Source organism: Winogradskyella sp. (assembly GCF_965656915.1).
In the GTDB taxonomy this organism is placed as follows: domain Bacteria; phylum Bacteroidota; class Bacteroidia; order Flavobacteriales; family Flavobacteriaceae; genus Winogradskyella.
The window spans coordinates 1-17,412 of the sequence record NZ_CBFHMI010000048.1 but is presented as its reverse complement, the minus strand read 5'-3'; the positions used below and the strand labels follow the sequence as shown (position 1 = coordinate 17,412).

14 protein-coding genes and 1 pseudogene are annotated in these 17,412 nt (G+C 33.5%); 2 read left to right on the top strand and 13 right to left on the bottom strand.

From position 1 onward, the window contains the following. The 13 genes from ACTG3Y_RS10790 to ACTG3Y_RS10730 form a co-directional block, all read right to left on the bottom strand. Positions 1–2,554 (bottom strand): glycoside hydrolase family 3 N-terminal domain-containing protein (locus tag ACTG3Y_RS10790; RefSeq protein WP_439152935.1); only part of this gene is annotated, 2,554 nt, incomplete at its 3' end. A gap of 111 nt (positions 2,555–2,665) precedes the next feature. After that, positions 2,666–4,105, bottom strand: a complete 1,440-nt coding sequence (locus tag ACTG3Y_RS10785) for a DUF3570 domain-containing protein (RefSeq protein ID WP_439152934.1) — start codon at positions 4,103–4,105, stop codon at positions 2,666–2,668. A 16-nt stretch (positions 4,106–4,121) separates the two neighbouring features. Then, positions 4,122–4,331 (bottom strand): DUF4266 domain-containing protein, encoded by a 210-nt coding sequence (locus ACTG3Y_RS10780; protein ID WP_439152933.1) that lies wholly within the window; start codon positions 4,329–4,331, stop codon positions 4,122–4,124. Between the two features lie 2 nt (positions 4,332–4,333). Beyond that, entirely contained in the window at positions 4,334–5,317 is a 984-nt protein-coding gene (locus ACTG3Y_RS10775; protein ID WP_439152932.1) for an FAD:protein FMN transferase, read from the bottom strand. Further along, entirely contained in the window at positions 5,307–5,747 is a 441-nt protein-coding gene (locus ACTG3Y_RS10770) for a thioredoxin family protein (protein ID WP_439152931.1), read from the bottom strand. The genes ACTG3Y_RS10775 and ACTG3Y_RS10770 overlap by 11 nt, the downstream gene beginning before the upstream one ends. Before the next feature lie 72 nt (positions 5,748–5,819). Continuing rightward, positions 5,820–7,043, bottom strand: coding sequence for a phosphoserine phosphatase SerB (serB, locus tag ACTG3Y_RS10765; RefSeq protein ID WP_439152930.1), 1,224 nt, complete (start codon positions 7,041–7,043; stop codon positions 5,820–5,822). A gap of 133 nt (positions 7,044–7,176) precedes the next feature. Further along, a complete protein-coding gene (locus ACTG3Y_RS10760; protein WP_439152929.1) occupies positions 7,177–7,662 on the bottom strand; it encodes an ABC transporter ATPase in 486 nt (161 codons plus the stop codon). Between the two features lie 34 nt (positions 7,663–7,696). Continuing rightward, a complete protein-coding gene (locus ACTG3Y_RS10755) occupies positions 7,697–9,190 on the bottom strand; it encodes a PH domain-containing protein (protein ID WP_439152928.1) in 1,494 nt (497 codons plus the stop codon). After that, entirely contained in the window at positions 9,177–9,698 is a 522-nt protein-coding gene (locus ACTG3Y_RS10750; RefSeq protein ID WP_439152927.1) for a PH domain-containing protein, read from the bottom strand. The genes ACTG3Y_RS10755 and ACTG3Y_RS10750 overlap by 14 nt, the downstream gene beginning before the upstream one ends. 13 nt (positions 9,699–9,711) lie before the next feature. Then, positions 9,712–10,494, bottom strand: coding sequence for a (Fe-S)-binding protein (locus ACTG3Y_RS10745; RefSeq protein WP_439152926.1), 783 nt, complete (start codon positions 10,492–10,494; stop codon positions 9,712–9,714). 4 nt (positions 10,495–10,498) lie between these two features. Continuing rightward, positions 10,499–11,812, bottom strand: coding sequence for a 4Fe-4S dicluster domain-containing protein (locus ACTG3Y_RS10740; protein WP_439152925.1), 1,314 nt, complete (start codon positions 11,810–11,812; stop codon positions 10,499–10,501). 11 nt (positions 11,813–11,823) lie between these two features. Next, positions 11,824–12,765, bottom strand: a complete 942-nt coding sequence (locus ACTG3Y_RS10735) for an MlaD family protein (RefSeq protein ID WP_439152924.1) — start codon at positions 12,763–12,765, stop codon at positions 11,824–11,826. A 55-nt stretch (positions 12,766–12,820) separates the two neighbouring features. After that, entirely contained in the window at positions 12,821–13,978 is a 1,158-nt protein-coding gene (locus ACTG3Y_RS10730; protein ID WP_439152923.1) for an N-acetylmuramoyl-L-alanine amidase family protein, read from the bottom strand. A 71-nt stretch (positions 13,979–14,049) separates the two neighbouring features. On the opposite strand from ACTG3Y_RS10730, the pseudogene ACTG3Y_RS10725 reads away from it, so the two are divergent. Further along, a pseudogene (locus ACTG3Y_RS10725) lies at positions 14,050–16,815 on the top strand (putative LPS assembly protein LptD). Between the two features lie 9 nt (positions 16,816–16,824). Then, positions 16,825–17,208: a RidA family protein gene (locus tag ACTG3Y_RS10720; RefSeq protein ID WP_439152922.1), complete on the top strand. Its 384-nt coding sequence runs from the start codon at positions 16,825–16,827 to the stop codon at positions 17,206–17,208. Positions 17,209–17,412: the final 204 nt, after the last annotated feature.

The window sequence follows — 17,412 nt, the reverse complement described above, 5'->3', positions numbered from 1 at the left end:
TGGCATTACTGAATATGCCAGCGTGTCCACCTACTCCACCTTGCATAGCCGCACCCATATCGTGTACATATCCATGGATTTTTTTATAACGATAATAATTATCCTCTTCTGTGGGTACGATATCTTTTAAACTGAACTTTTTACGTGGATTATAAGTGGTATGATTAGCGCCTAAGGATTTATAAAACCGATCTTCTGTAATTTCACTCAATGGTTTGTCATAGAAATCCTCTAAATAATTTTTTAAGATATAATACGGCAAATCACTGTAACGGTAACGCAGTCGAGACAATAAATCACTATCCCTAATTATCTTTTGAATGGAATCTTGGTAATCATTGCGCATAAAGAGTGTGTTGGTAACTTCTACATTGAATTCTCTGCTGCGCTTTCTTCTGTAGTATTTTACACCTGGTTTTTTTGTGATTGAATCTAATGTGGCATAATAAAATGACACCCAAGGTTTTAACTGCGCATAATGCGAAAGCATTTTCTTAATGGTAATATTCTCCTTATTACTTCCTTTAAATTCTGGCATTAAGGTCTTTAATTTAGCATCTAAGGATACAGAGCCTTGCCCTTCTAATTCCATAAGAACAGGAAGCGTCGCCAAAATTTTAGTTAAAGATGCTACATCATATATATCATCAAAATCTACTTTGTTTTTCTTAGCATATGTATGGTAACCAAAATTTTTATTATAAATCACTTTACCTTTTCTAGCTACAAGAAGTTGTATGCCTGGCGTCATCTGTTTATCAATGGCATAATTAGCTACAGAATCAATTCTACTTAATAATTTAGAATCCATACCTACGCGTTCAGGCAGGCCATAGCTTAAGCTTTTTAAAGCACTATAGGTTTCACCAGTACCCAAAGGAAAGAAATCGCCAGTACTAACAGGTAGCTTTCCCTTAGCAGGAATTGCGCCAAAAATAAGCTGTGCAGACTTCTGTTGAGCAATTTCACTGTTCTGATAACTCATCACAATGCCTTCAATATTCTCAACTGACAGTAAATCATTAAGTGCATAGGGTCTTGCAAAAACATCTAAAATTAATGTGTGTGTTCTGGCCATTTCATAGAGCCATGCCATTTCCTTTTGAGAGAACTTATAACCTTTCCATGGATTATCATTAGACTTATGAAATCCAACTATAAGTGTGTTATAATTTTGAAGTCTACCAATAATAGCATCCAGCTTTTCCGCTTTTATCTCGTGTATTTTAGCGTATTTTTTAAGTTCTTTTAAAAATACAGAACCATTATCATCACCTAAAGTTACGTAGGCAATTTTTTTAGTTTCTAAATCTCTGAGTGGTAATAAAGACTTTTCATTTTTTACAACGGTTATAGCACTTTCCATGAGATTTTCATAAAGTACATCGTCATTTAATCTATTAAGATCTTTCGTTAAATTATAAAGTCCTACTGGAGAATAATCATTAAGTCCAACCTTATATTTAGCCATTAATATCTTTTTTACAGAATGCGCTAAACGCTCTTCCGATATATCACCTTTGTTGTAAGCTTCTATTAACTTTTTCGCCCCTTTAGCAACATCTTCAGACATTAGCAATACATCATTACCAGCCATAAAAGCTGCTAAATCTATAGCTCCTGTTTCATTAAAGTCTGCAGCGCCTTTCATAGTTAAGGCATCTGTAAAAATTAAGCCATTAAAACCTAATTCATTTTTTAAAATATCAGTTACAATATGTTTAGATAAAGACGATGGTAATCCTGATTTAGTTTCTAAACTGGGCACATTTAAATGCGCCACCATAACACTAGACAGACCTTCATTAATAAGTTTCTTATAAGGATAGAGTTCTACAGAATCAATTCGTTCTTCACTAAATTGAATAGTAGGTAGCTTTAAGTGTGAATCGTCTTCTGTATCACCATGACCAGGAAAATGTTTGGCATTAGCTAAAGTACCAGCACTTTGCATGCCTTTCATAAATGCTAATCCTTTCTCAGTTACATTATCTCGGTCTTCTCCATAAGAGCGATTTCCTATAATAGGATTTTTCGGATTAGTATTTATATCTACAACTGGCGCAAAATTAAAATGTACTCCTAAACGTTTACAATGTTCACCAATTTGTCTTCCGGTTTGTTCTATCAGCTTATTATCTGAAATTGCTCCAAGCGTCATATTCCATGGAAAGGCATATGTAGAATCTAATCGCATGCTCAAGCCCCATTCTGCATCCATTCCTACAAGTAAAGGAATATCTGATGCTGCCTGTAAAAGATTATTTAATTTGGCTTGCCTGTATGGTCCACCATTTGAAAAAATAACTCCACCAATCTTTTGCTTTTTTATTAATTGAACAACCTCATTATTAACTTTTTCACTATTATTAGACATCACCTGTACCATGTAGAGCTGACCTATTTTTTCTTCAAGAGTCATAGCATTGTACAAACTATCTACCCATTGTTTCTGTGCGATAGGATTCTTGGACTGTAAAGGATTATTGCCACTTTCTTGTGCGAAACTTATATGAACAAAAAAACAAATTAGGATAAGGGCAAAATAGCGCATGGATTATCTTTTATCGTTTATAGGTTATTAACGAATACTATGCCAAAATAGCATAATTAATAGTAAGTTGAAAGACTTTAAGATAGATTTATAAACAAGTTTTTTACAATATTAATCTTGTATAAATTTAATACCGATACCAATATAATTTGCATCTAAACCTGTATTACGACTATAGTTGTTATACTGAAGGTCTATGCTCTTTAATCCAAATTTCCAGAGATGAGTTGTTGCAAAAATATCAGTATAACTAATACCAAAACCAAATTGATTGGCATTGAACTTGGATAAATCGTAATCTGAAGTATAATAGTTGTCTGTCGATAAATGCTCATCAAAAGGCGCGAAATAGTCTGCAGCCGTTTGATTATAAAATCTATATGAAGGATATAGCGTGAATTTCTGAGAGATCTTTATTGGTACTTCCAAGTTAAACGTATGCGATTGAATTCCCCAATCATCATAGTAGTATCTGTAATAGGTTCGTAATACAACACCTTCATTAAGATAATAGTTAAAACGCATTCCAACCGGAATCTTTAACCTGTTTGAAGGTAGTCGTTCAATATCATCAGCTAACTGAAAGACATCTCTATTTTGTCGTGAGGTATAATTTGGAATACTTTCAGCATTGCCAATAAAATAATTATCTATATCACCAAAATACACACGCTGTAGCGGATTAGCCAACCAACCTTGTTGCTTAACAATATCAACAAAAATTGAAAACTGAGCATTTTTACTAAGTATTTGCGATAAGCTTAAAGATATTGAATATGAATTTCTTGCCTTGTCTTTTATAATTGGAAAATTATTAAACGGACTCCATGCAGTTGATGCATTTCCAGACTGGTCTAAAATGGTAACTCCATCAAAAAAACCTTCATCTAAATTACCATCAGTGTCTCTATATGATTTTAATTCTGTAGGGTAAATAGGTCGCCAAGTATCTAAAAACACCTTTCCACTAACTCCCAATGTTGTGTTTTTATCATTAAATAACTTGGTTAATCCACCACCAAATCCAATAGACATATAATCGTATTCGTTGGCAAATGACGCATTAGCATTCCAAATAGTATTTCGGTCATCAGAACTATGGGCATAATCTACATTGATACTAGACCATACATCTGAGCGAGATGCACCAGAAGAAGCTACCCATGGACTTCCTATTTGTCCTTCAGCTAATGCTCTATCATCATCATCATCATCGTCATCGTCGTCATCTCCTGAAGCACCAGTGCGGTCAAATGGATTACCATTACTAGAAGAAGCCGATGTATAGGCTGAAAAACCAACATCTACAGTAAGCACATCATCTGCATTCATTGGCATACTGACTACAATAGTACCTGTTAAGTCTGTTAGTTCTTCAGTACCTATTCCACCTGTTACAGAAGCATTATTACCGTCTTGTGCATAATAGGTGCTTAAGAAATCTATTTCAGTGGATTCTAAAACTTTCTTCTTATAAACTTTGGTTGAATCTTGTTGAGCTGATATACCCAAAGCAGTGAAAAGTAATATGTAAATGATGTTTTTTTTCACTTAAACTTTAAATTGATTAATTACATCCACATCCACCGCCAGATTTCCCACCATTGGCACCTGAGGCACCTTCTCTGTAAACCTGATAGCTTGTTGAAAAACGTTTTAATTTCTTTTGGGCCAAAGTCATGTCTGGATCATTCAAATTAACCTTTTCGTATTCTTTTACCACCTTACAAGAGGTAAATAAAATGTCTATAACTAGTATTAATGCTAATTTCTTCATGCCTAATTCTTTGTGTCTAATTCAATATTGTTAGAAGTTAAAATCTTATTGTCCTTGTTTACGATAACACATTCTACTCCTTTAAGCTGATTTATAAAATCTAATCCAATTTCCACTCCCATAACAAAAACAGATGTAGCAAGCGCATCTGCTAATTCTGCTGTTACTGTAAAAATTGTTACACTTAATATTCCTGTTGCAGGATAACCCGTTCTTGGATCAATAATATGTGTGTACAGTATACCATCAAACTCTAAATATTTTTCATAATTTCCTGAAGTAACGACTGCACTATTATTTACAGGCATCCAGGAAAAGACCTTATTTTTGTTTAAAGGATTAACAATAGCCACTAACCAATCTTCACCATTAGGTTGTGTTCCCCATGTATTTAAATCTCCTGAGGCATTTATGATTCCTGCTTTTACATCATTTTTTATGAGTAAAGCTTTGGCTTTATCTGCAGCATAACCTTTACCTATAGATCCAAAACCAATCTTCATTCCTTTTTCTTTAAGATAAATGGTTTGTTTAACCTTATCTAATACTATATTCTCATAACCTACTTTAGATACAGATTGTTTAATAGCTTCTTCTGAAGGCATTTCAGTCAATGAGCCATCAAACTTCCAGATTTTATCCATTGATGCATAGCTAATATCAAAAGCTCCATCGGTTAGTTTAGATATCTTTAACGCACGTTCTATTAACTGGTATAATTCTAAATCAACTTTAACAGGTTCAATTCCTGCAGATAGATTAATTTTTGAAGTTTGAGAATTGGTGTCCCATGAAGAAATTAACCGTTCAATTCTTTTTATTTCATTAATTGCGGTTGCAATATGTTTTGATCCTTCAATAGAATCTTTGGCCACAACGGAAATATCAAAACGACTTCCCATTAATTTTACCGTTTTGCTGTAGACCTGCTGTCCATAACTAATAGAACAGCATAGAAATAATATGATTGTTATTTTAATTCGCAATTGCCTTTAGTTTGTTGTAATACTTCTCCGGTGTTGATTTCTCATAACCCATAGCCCCTAGCTGGTTTCCTTTTGCATCTAAGACTACGACATAAGGAAAATATCCATAGGTGTTATATTGATCGGCAAGTTTATTATTGTGTTCTTGTTGTTCCTCTGAAAGTTTGTTTTGTTTCCGTCTCGGAAAATCAGCTTGTAACATAATAAACGAATCACTAGCTAAATCTTGGAATTCTTTAGTACTCCATATTTCTTTATCTAATTTCATGCATGGAGCACACCAATCTGAACCTTGAAAGACTAAGACTATTACTTTATTTTCTGAGGATGAAAGAGTTTTAGCCTCTTCAATATCCGTAATCCACTCTTGTGAAAAAATTTGTAGGGATGTTAGTAATAGCAGAAAAGTAAGTGTTTTTAACTTTATCATAGAATTTAGTCTGTAATAAGTAAAGAACGTGAGAATCTGAAACTTATTATATGATAAATATCATTTTCTAAACTATTCAATAAGGTCAATATGTCTGTCATGATAACCTAATAAGTACAACACACCGTCTAGTCCAATACTAGAGATAGAACTTTGCGCATTATCTTTTACTTTTGGTTTAGCATGAAAAGCAATGCCTAAACCCGCTAAATTAAGCATCGGTAAATCGTTAGCACCATCACCTACTGCTATGGTTTGGCTAATATCAATGCCCATATTATCTGCCAATAATTGTAAATATTCAGCTTTTTTATTACCATCAACTATATCACCAACATAACCTCCTGTTAATACACTATTTTTAATTTCGAGTTCATTAGCATATACATAATCAATATCTAACTTCTCTTTTAAATAATGACCAAAGTAAGTGAAACCTCCAGATAAAATTGCTGTTTTAAATCCGTAACTATGCAGCGTATCAACTAATCGTCTTGCTCCTTTTGTAATGGGTAATTTTTCTGCAACTTCCTGCAAAACATCTTCGTTTAGGCCTTTTAAGAGTTTCATTCGTCGTTTGAAACTTTCATTAAAATCAATATCACCTTGCATTGCAGATTCGGTTATAGCTTTAACTTCATCACCCACACCTGCCAATTCTGCTAATTCATCAATAACTTCTGTTTGTATGAGTGTAGAATCCATATCAAAACACACCAAACGTCTGTTACGTCTAAAAATATTATCCTCCTGAAAAGCAATATCTACATCTAATTCCCTAGAGATATCCATAAATTTCTCTGTGAATTCAGCTTTATCGTCAATTTTCCCTCTAATCGAAAGTTGAATTGACGCTCTTGGATATTCTTCTTCTTTTTTAAGTGAAAGACGACCTGTAAGACGTTTTATAGAATCTATATTGAGATTTTTTTCTGAAACTATTTTAGTGACTTCAGATATCTGTTCTGCTGCGAGCTTTTCTCCTAAAATAGTAATGATATAACGATCCTTACCTTGAAGATTTACCCAATCCTCATATCCCTCAGAAGTAATTGGCGAAAATTTGGCCGTAATACCTAATTCATAAGACTTAAACAATAAGTCTTTTAAAACAGCAGCAGATTTTTTACCTGAATTAATTTCAAATAAAATACCTAAAGACAGCGTATCATGAATATTTGCTTGTCCTATGTCCAATACTTTAGCACCATACTGCGCTAATACTCCAGTTAAGCCAGAAGTTAAACCTGGTTTATCTTGTCCTGAAATATTCAATAAGAAGATATCTGTAGCCACAACTATTAAGATTATTAGTAATGAGCTGTAAAAATGACTATTCTTATTGAGAAATAAAAATAATTTGAGATGCGAATAATTTAAAAATTAAGGTTTTAATCTATGAAATCTTTAAGTAGTGATATATTGTTTATTATTTTATAAATCTACTATGCCAACTATCACTTGCAGGGACTTCCCAATTATCCTTGAATTCCGCAATGTTAGTCACCAAGTTATTAAATACAATCGTATTCTTAGACACAGACTTATTTTTTGCCATTTTTTTAAAGTCAATTAATGGCTTATACGCGATAAATTCTCCTTGCTTGTAAGACACATTCATTTTGTCCATTAAGTCCACATTATATTGTTTCTCTAATTCTTGTATAAAATGAACTGAAGCATCAATAGAACAACCAGTTGCACTATTTAAGTTTTGATTTAAAGCAATTACTATAAAACGCTTATATACTATTTTATAGCCTGCCTGCAAATCTTTACCATGAGCAGTCCATACGTTTATGAATTCAGCTAATTGCTTATTTAATTGAGTAATCTCATCTTCCGCAAAAGAACGGTTAGCCTGGTATATCCAAACCCGAGATTCTTCTGGTAATGTATCAAAATCTACTAGCATATTTACGTCTTTATTCTAGTGCAAAAATAAAGATTTACATCCAATCTTCATTCTCGTATTCTACTTTATAAAGTAAATAATTCTTAATGGCATTTGCTGTATCCAATTCTACATGAGGAATGGTTATCGGTTTCGATGCAGAGTAAATTATAACCGAAGCTACTCCTTTACGTTTTTGAAAAATTGTTTGTTTTAGTGTCACACCTTGGGTCTTTTTAATCTCTAAGTAACTCGTATGTGTTTCGATAAGCATTCCGTAGCCGATAACTATATACTCGTCATCAATATGATAATACGCCTTATTATAAGTGATTACTGCATTAACAATAACATATGCAATCAGAGGAATATTGATTAGTAATAACTTCGTGGGTGAAAAGTAAAGACCAATATTAATTATTATTATTACGAATAAGCCAATCCACAGCATTCGATGCTTTAAATATTTGTTGGGCTTATTCTTTATTATTTGATTTTCAATGTTCGGATAAAACTGTTCAACTAATTCATTGATCTGTAACTTATTGAGACCTACCACATTTAACTTTAACTGCTGTTTCTTATTAGACATGGCCTGGGTAAAAGACAATTTGTATAAACCTAAAGCGCGTTTAACTCTATTTGTTGATGCGGTGGTATTTTGAATTCTGCTATCTGAAAGACTTAAGTTGATTTTATTTAACAAGCCTTTTGAGATTTCTAATCCATTTGGTTTTCTAATTACAGTAAGATTAAAATTCTGGATTAGCATTCTTACGAAGGATAATATGAAGGACAAAATGAGTAATACTAAAACTATTGTAACATTTAGTAATAGTAAACCAACTACAGATTCACTGTCTAATTGCAACCATTTACCAAATTTTGAAGTTAGATTAAGCTGATTTACAAATTCCTTGACATCATTATAAATACTGATGATAAAAGCTAGGATTAACACAAAACTCTTAAAATGATTTTCACTTATACCTTCTAATAATAATTTTTTAAGTGACGCTCTATAGTACACCGTTAACACTGAGTCAGCAGATTCATCAAAGTTTCTAGACTTAAACCCAGATAGTAAATTCTCTTTTAAGGCTTGAGCTTTATCTCTGGAAAGTGCCATTATTTCTATCTCAGTTTTATCATCACCTGCAGATTCTATAGATACTGTGACCACATTGATGAGTTGCTGGATTACATTCTGTTTTATATATACGTTCTGTATTTTTTCTTTCGACACAGAAATTTCTTCTTTATTAAAAATACCTTTCCGAAGAAAGAAATAATTGTCTTTTACAAAAAATTTGAAATTTAAATACTTTAGAATTGCAATGGTCAGAAACAAAGCAATTAACCCTATGACACTTAATATTAAAATAGGATTAGACAGATCAGGAGCTTTATCGCTTCGCACATATTTAAGAAAAAGCGCAACAAACGCGATAAACAGACCTCTTATGACCTTATAAGTAGTAACACCAAAAATTACAATAATACCTTTTGCGGATTGTCTGGATGGGTCTTCGAAGTTATAATCGCTCATTAATAATCTCCGTTAAAAAGGCGTATTGTTTTTCAGCAATATCTTTTGGTAAACCTTTTATGGATAGATCACCACCAGATTGTCCCGCAGAATAGATTTTAAGTGTAGATAAACCCAACTTTCTTGCAATAAATGATCTTGCGATTTCTATGTGCTGAATTCTATTGTATGGCAAAGTCAAGGTTTTATTCACTAAATAGCCATGACTATAGGTCATATCTTGTTGTCGAATAGCATATTTACGCTTTTTAAAACCTAAATAACTTATAACAATGGTTATAATACATAATACAAGTAAAGTAAAACCAATATAGGTTATAGCTTCGTCAATGCCTTCATCTTCGGCAAATATCTTTAACAATAGTACAGCACCAAATAAAATGAAATATGCTATAAGTGTAATAAATAAAACAATGATGAAGTACTTTGGAGATATAGGATTAAGCGTTTGCTCTTCTGCCTTAGGTAAACTATCTATTGCAATTTGATTATTTTCAAAGAGAGCCATGCTTCATTAGATTCTAAGAGTTAGCAATTAATTCTGCGACATCTAAAACAGTAACGCTATCTTCTTTTTCTTTAGCCTTAATACCGTCAGTCATCATGGTGTTGCAATAAGGACATCCTGTAGCTATAATGTTCGGTTGAGTTTCTAGTGCATCCTGAGTTCTAAGAATGTTTATATCCATATCACCTTTTTCAGGTTCTTTAAACATTTGAGCTCCACCTGCTCCACAGCATAACGCAGTACTTTTATGACGCTTCATTTCTACTAAGGTAGCATTAGTTTTTTTTAAGGCTTCTCTTGGCGCATCATAAACGCTATTTGCGCGTCCCAAATAACAAGGATCGTGGAAAGTGATACGTTTACCTTTATAAGTACTTCCTTCTATGGTTAATCGGCCTGTTTCAACTAATTCATTAATATATTGTGTATGGTGAATAACGTCATAGTTACCACCTAAACTAGGATATTCGTTTTTTATACAGTTAAAAGAATGCGGATCGCAGGTGACGATACGTTTAATTTCATAAGCGTTAAGTACTTCAATATTCATCATAGCTTGCATCTGAAACAAGAATTCATTACCAGCACGTTTAGCTACATCACCAGTATTGCTCTCCTCTGTTCCTAATACAGCAAAATCTACATTTGCTCTATTTAATATCTTAACAAAAGCCTTAGTAATCTTTTTTGCTCTATCATCATAACTACCTGCAGAACCCACCCAAAATAAAATTTCTGGTTGTTTCCCATCTGCTATATATTCTGCCATAGTTGGCACTTTTACTTCTTCGCTCATAATCTTATTCTTTTGCCCAATTTAAACGGTCCATTTGGTTGTATGGCCAAGGTGCACCATTGTTTTCTATATTGGTCATCATGTTATTTAATTCCATTGGTGCTGCACTTTGCTCCATCACTAAATAACGACGCATTTCTACTATAATTGATAATGGATCTATACTTACAGGACATGCCTCAACACAAGCATTACATGTCGTACACGCCCATAATTCTTCATTTGTTATATAATCACCAAGCAATTGTTTACCATCATCTTTAAACTCTCCGCCATTTGCATCTATATTTTTACCCACTTCTTCGAGTCGATCTCTAGTATCCATCATAATCTTACGTGGTGATAATTTTTTTCCAGTGAGATTTGCAGGACATTCACTGGTGCATCGTCCACACTCTGTACAGGTATAAGCATTTAATAATTGGATTTGGTTTAAATCCATAACATCGCTTACACCAAATTTTGCAGGCATTTCATCATCTGCTCCTTCAGCGGGAGCTGCAAAAGGATCTGCATTAGGATCCATCATTAACTTTACCTCGTTAGTAACGGCTTCAAGATTATTAAACTGACCTTTAGGATGTACTCTTCCAAAATATGTATTCGGAAATGCCAGTAAAATATGTAAGTGCTTAGAGAAATAGAGATAATTTAAAAAGACTAAAATACCTAAGATATGTAACCACCATGCGGTACGTTCTATAGTATGTAATGTTGCTTCAGACATGCCGTCAAACCATGGTGCTATAAATTGCGATACTACATTTCCTGCACCCATTTCCTGAAAAGGTGTGTCTGTCGCATTCATCACTAAGAATAAACACATCAGCACGACTTCAAAATAAAGAATGATATTACCATCATTCTTAGGCCAGCCTTTCATTTCGGCACTTAAGAATCGCTTAAGTTTTATCACATTACGTCGTAGCCAAAAGATGATTACTGTGATTAAGACGAGTACAGCAAGAATTTCAAAAGAGCCAATTAAAAATCCGTAAACCGATTGTGGCAGTACCTCTAGTCCTATTCTATGAGTACCAAATAGCCCGTCAATTATAATTTCAAGGACTTCGATATTAATAATTACAAAACCAACATAAACGATAACGTGCAGTATACCAGCGATAGGACGTTTTACCATTTTACTCTGACCAAGCGCAATACGTGCCATATTTTTCCAACGCTCTGCCTTATGATCACTGGCATCAACTTCTTGTCCGAGTTTGATGTTACGTATAAGTTTTTTTACATTTCTCACAAAATAGCCTATACCTAAAATCAGCGCTACAGCAAAAAGTATATTTGGTATATATTCCATATTAATACGGTCTAATTCTTTTGTTCTTCAGTTGGTGGTGTGTAAGGAATTTCTTTTTTAGATAGTATTCGTCGATATCTTGCGGGATGTAATTTAATGTCTAGCAATAACAACTCCATCTCTTTTGATGCGGCTTCTAAATTGTTGTATAGACTATCATCATTTAATAGTTTTCCAATAGTACCTTCATTGTTGTCGATACTTGTCATAATACCTTGAATACCATCAAGTGTCGTATTAAGATTATCTACGGTTTTAGATAAATCAACTTTCTTTAGATCTGCGGATAATTCGCTTAGATCTTTACTGGTTTTTTCAAAATTATCTAATACTGAGGCAATTTTAGTATCGTTCTGTTTAATAACGTTCTGAATAGAATACGACAATGTTTTAAACGATTTTAATGTTGTATTTAATTCTGCAATTGTACTTTGTAAACCTTCATCAGATTCATCAACCACCAGCTTGTTTAAATTGGTCATTAAGGTATCTGCAGAACGAATGGTACTATCTAAATCAGAGCTTATTCCAGAAAAATTATTTTTTAATGAGGTTATTAATCCTGGCTGCACCTCTGATTGAATAAAATCACCAGATTGCGCTATGTCATTATCATTCGCTCTTACAATAGCTAATGCATTACCTCCCATTATACCTGTTTCGTATAATCGTATAATACTGTTTTTTGAAAATTTTAGTTTTGGGTTCACACTAAAAGACACACGTGTTTTACCAGTTTCAAAATCGTATTTAATATCTTCTATTTTACCGACCTTATTTCCTTTTATCGTTACTGAAGACGAGGTACTGAGTGCGTTATAATCAAACTCAGTATAGTAGGTATTTGTAGTGCTGAACAGATCTTCACCTTTTAAAAAGGTAAATAAATATATAAAAAGAGCAATACCAGATAATACTAGAATTGCTGTTTTAACTTCTCTTGAAATTTTCAATTGTCTTTACTTTGTTTAAAAACAAAATTAGGAATAAATTTATTAAGAGTAGAAATTAATTTGAACCTTCTTTTAAGGCTTCTGAAAGGCTAATTTGTTCACCATTTTTATAAGCGACTACAAAGCAAGACGTATACCCTTTTTGCTTGGCTTCTTCTTCTAATTTTTGAATCTTATTATAGTCTGAAGTTGCACCGAAATAATACTTATATAGCTTTCCTATTTTGGCTTTACTAATATCTGATAAGCCATTAAAATTATAAGATTTAGGTTCTAAGTCTCTCGAGCTAGCGGCAATCTGTACCTTAAAAGTTACATTTTCTGCGACTAGCGGTGTTTTAACATCAGTTCTACTAGCCTCTTCTTCAACACCAAAAATGTTACTGCCTATGTTTTGGTCTAATTCCTTTTTGTAAGCTAAAATGGCATCCTTGATGGCTGAAGCTATCTTAATTTGTCCACTTTTAGAATTTAAATATGCGCCTTCTCTTTTATTGGTAATAAAACCGGTTTCAATAAGCACACTAGGCATGTACGTATTATGCATTACCCATAGACTAGCCTGTTTTATTCCTCTACTTTTTCTTTTAAGCTTTCCTGAAAAATTATCTTCTATTTTACGTGCTAAAATAATACTCTGTTCTACATACACCTCTTGTTCAATTCCGATAGCAATTGTAGACTCTGGTGAACTCGGATCAAAACCAGCATAATTTTCTTCATAGTTCTCTTCCAAAAAGATAACTTCATTTTCTGCTTTAGCAACAGACATATTTCGCTCAGAGTTTTTTGCACCTAGAACAAACGTTTCAGTACCATATGCTTGGGTATGATGTGCATTACAATGAATAGACACAAATAGATCTGCATCAGCTTTATTCGCTATTTTAGCTCTATTTTTTAACGTAACAAACACATCTGTTTTTCGAGTATAAATAACTTTAAAATTAGGATTATTTTCTAGTTCTTTTCCTACTTGTAAAGCAATTTTTAATGCAATATGCTTTTCTTTATAGCCGTTTTTTGTAGGACGACCTGGATCATGACCACCATGACCAGCATCTAAGACCACAACAAATTTATCTTCCTGGGCTTGTAAATTACTAATGGATGTTAAAGAAGTGATAAATGTGAGTACAGATAATACTATTATATATTTTGGTGTCGTTTGCATATTTAAATTAACGTTTAATAGACTCGGAATATTACTCATTAGTTATAGTAAAAACAGTATTTTTAACTTTATTGAATTAATAAATTAATCACAAAAAAATATCTGTACTTTTGGCGTTTCAAAAACCGAGCCATACTTTTACAAAAATACATTTAAAAGGATTGCGTACAAATAGCTTACACATACTTTTTGCCTTGAGTTTTACAGTGTTTATCAACACTTTTAGCTTCGCACAAGAATTACCAAAAAAGAAAACGTCAATTCCTGCACAGCAAAAAAAAGACTCTACAACGGTTTCAATAGATTCGTTATTAAACAAGCCTTTAAATACCAAAGAAATTGATTCGACCAAACAAGATTCTATTAAGAAAACCGAATTTCTTAAAGACGTTGTAACATATAAGGCTACAGATTATGTTTCTATAAATCAGATAGAGCAAAAAATATATCTTTATAACGAAGCTGAAGTCTACTATGAAGACATGGAGATTAAAGCTGGTATTATAGTCATAGATTACAGTAAAAATTTAGTCTATGCTGGTCGTTTAAAAGATTCTACAGGCTATTCGCAAAATCCGGTTTTTAAACAAGGAGCTAATGTTATTGAACCTGATTCTATAATCTTTAACACAGAGAATAAGAAAGCCAAAGTATATAACTCCAGAACCGAGCAACAGGGATTTAACGTATTTGCACCAGAGACCAAGAAAGAAAATGACTCTACGTATTTTATGGCAAACGCCAGGTTTACGACCTCAGAAAATATGGATGATCCAGAATATCAGTTCGTCACATCAAAGTTAAAATTGGTACCCAATAAAAAGATTATTGTAGGACCAACCTACATGGAAATCTATGGTGTGCCCACTCCAATTGCATTACCATTTGCATTTTTTCCAATGTCTAAAACTCAGACCTCAGGTATTATTTTTCCATCGTTCGGAGAAGATACTGGTAATGATAGAGGTTATTTTATACAGAATGGTGGCTATTATTTTGCTATAAGCGATTATTTAGACTTAGCCGTCTTAGGAGACTATTACACCAATGGAAGTTATGGTATACGTCTTGAAAGTAATTACGCCTGGCGTTATAAGTTTAGAGGAAATGTAAGTTTTAGATATGAAAATTTATTAAACAGCGAAAGAGGTTTCCCTGATTTTGCTCAAAGTAAAATTTATAATTTAAGATGGTCTCACAGTCAGGATTCCAAAGCGAATCCTAATTCCAGATTTTCAGCTTCGGTAAATTTAGGTAGTAGTCAGTATTATCAACAATCCATTAACCAATTAAATCAAGCTAATTTCTTAAATAATACCTTAGCGTCTTCGGTGTCTTATTCTAAAACATTTCAAGGCGAGCCACAGGTAAACTTAAGTTTAACAGCTACGCACAGCCAAAACACCAATACAGAAGCCATCAATTTAACTTTGCCAACCATGCAAGCGTCTATGAGCAGAGTGTTTCCATTTGCGCCAAAATCCGGAACAAAAAAAGGAGCTATTCAGAATGTAAATTTTCAGGTCAATACCAGAGGTGAATATAGAATTAACACCACAGACTCTTTATTCGGAAAAAGTGAAATGTTTGATGATGCCCTTGCCGGCATGCGGCATACTATACCTGTAACCACCAACTTTAAAGTGTTTGACCATTTTAGTGTTAGTGCTAATGCCAACTTTCAGGAAACCTGGACACTTAAGACCATAAGACGTTTTTATGATGTTGCTACAGATGATGTTGTTTCGCTAGATCAAAATGGCTTCGATCGTTTTTTAACCTATAATTTTGGGGCTAGTGTTGGTACAACCTTATATGGTATGTATGACTTTAAGAAGAAAGATAATAATCCCAAGATACAAGCTATACGGCATGTGGTGCGTCCTTCTATAAGTTATAACGTAACACCAGCTTTCGATCAATACTATGAAACCTATGAGGTTATAGATGCCAATGGTACAACCACTGAAGAATACACGCGTTTCGAAAATTCGCTATTTGGAAGACCAGGAAACCGATTTTCAAGTAGTATTGGTATTGCTGTTGGTAATAATATTGAAGCCAAAGTAAGACCTAAAGATTCTACTGAAACGGAGGCAGAAAAGGTAATCTTATTGAACAACTTAAACTTTGCGACATCCTATGATATGGCTGCTGACTCTTTAAACTGGAGTCCACTGCGTGTTTCAGGTGGTACTCAAATCTTAAACAAAAAGATGAGCATTAACTTTAGCATGACGCTTAATCCTTAAGCCTTAGATAATAATAACAACCTCATCAATACTTTTAATCTAAATAATGGCGGAAGTTTATTCAGGCTAACGGCAGCCAATATGAACCTGTCGTATACCTTATCTAACAAAAGTTTTTCTGGTGAAGAATCTGAGGAGGATAAAAAATCAGCACAAGAAGCCGCCAGGTCTGGTGGGCGAACCGATGGCCTCTTTGGTAAAACTCAAGATTTTGCAGATCGGCGACTTACAAATAAAGACAAAGATGAAGAAGATGATGAAGAAAAAAATGAGTTCTATAATTATAAAATGCCATGGAATCTAAGGCTAGCCTATGCGGTTAACTATGCTAATACACGACGGCAAGACGAGATTTCCTCACACTCCTTAATGTTTTCTGGTGACGTAGAACTGTCTCCAAAATGGAGTGTTGGTGCATCCTCTGGTTACGATTTTTTAAATAGAGGTTTTACCTTTACACAGTTACGTTTTGAACGCGATCTACTGAGTTGGAGAATGAATTTTACTTGGGTGCCGTTTAGTAATCGTAGTTCCTGGAATTTCTTTATTGGTATAAAATCAAACTTACTTAAAGATTTAAAATACGATCAACGCCGTCAACCAGATAGAAGTCTAGGCAATTAAATTATACTTATGAAAAAAATAATCAACACCACCAAAGCTCCTGCTCCGATTGGTCCTTACAACCAAGCCGTTTTAGTAGGTAACACTTTGTACACCTCTGGACAAATAGCCTTAGATCCTGAAACCATGGAATTGGTTTTAGATGATATTAAAAATGAAACCAAGCAGGTTATGGAAAACATGAAAGCGGTTTTAGCCGCTGCTGATATGACGTTTGACAATGTGATTAAAACCTCTATTTTTATTAGTGACATGAACAACTTTACTCAAATTAATGCCGTTTACGGACAATATTTTGATGAAGCCACAGCACCAGCAAGAGAAACTGTTGAAGTGGCTAACTTGCCTAAGTTTGTGAATGTTGAGATGAGTATGATTGCGATAAAAAATTAACCATCTATTTTAAAATATAAATAAGGTGTGTCTAGATAACAGCTATGTTAGCTACAGTTTTTTATTCTAAATCCCTGGTATTGGCAACTTCTCGATGAAGCGACTAAGTATATATCAGTTATATACGGTGTGCCTGTTGCACAACTTTGTTTATAAAGTTACTACCATGGTTATGAATCTGCAATAAAAATCATTAACTTACTG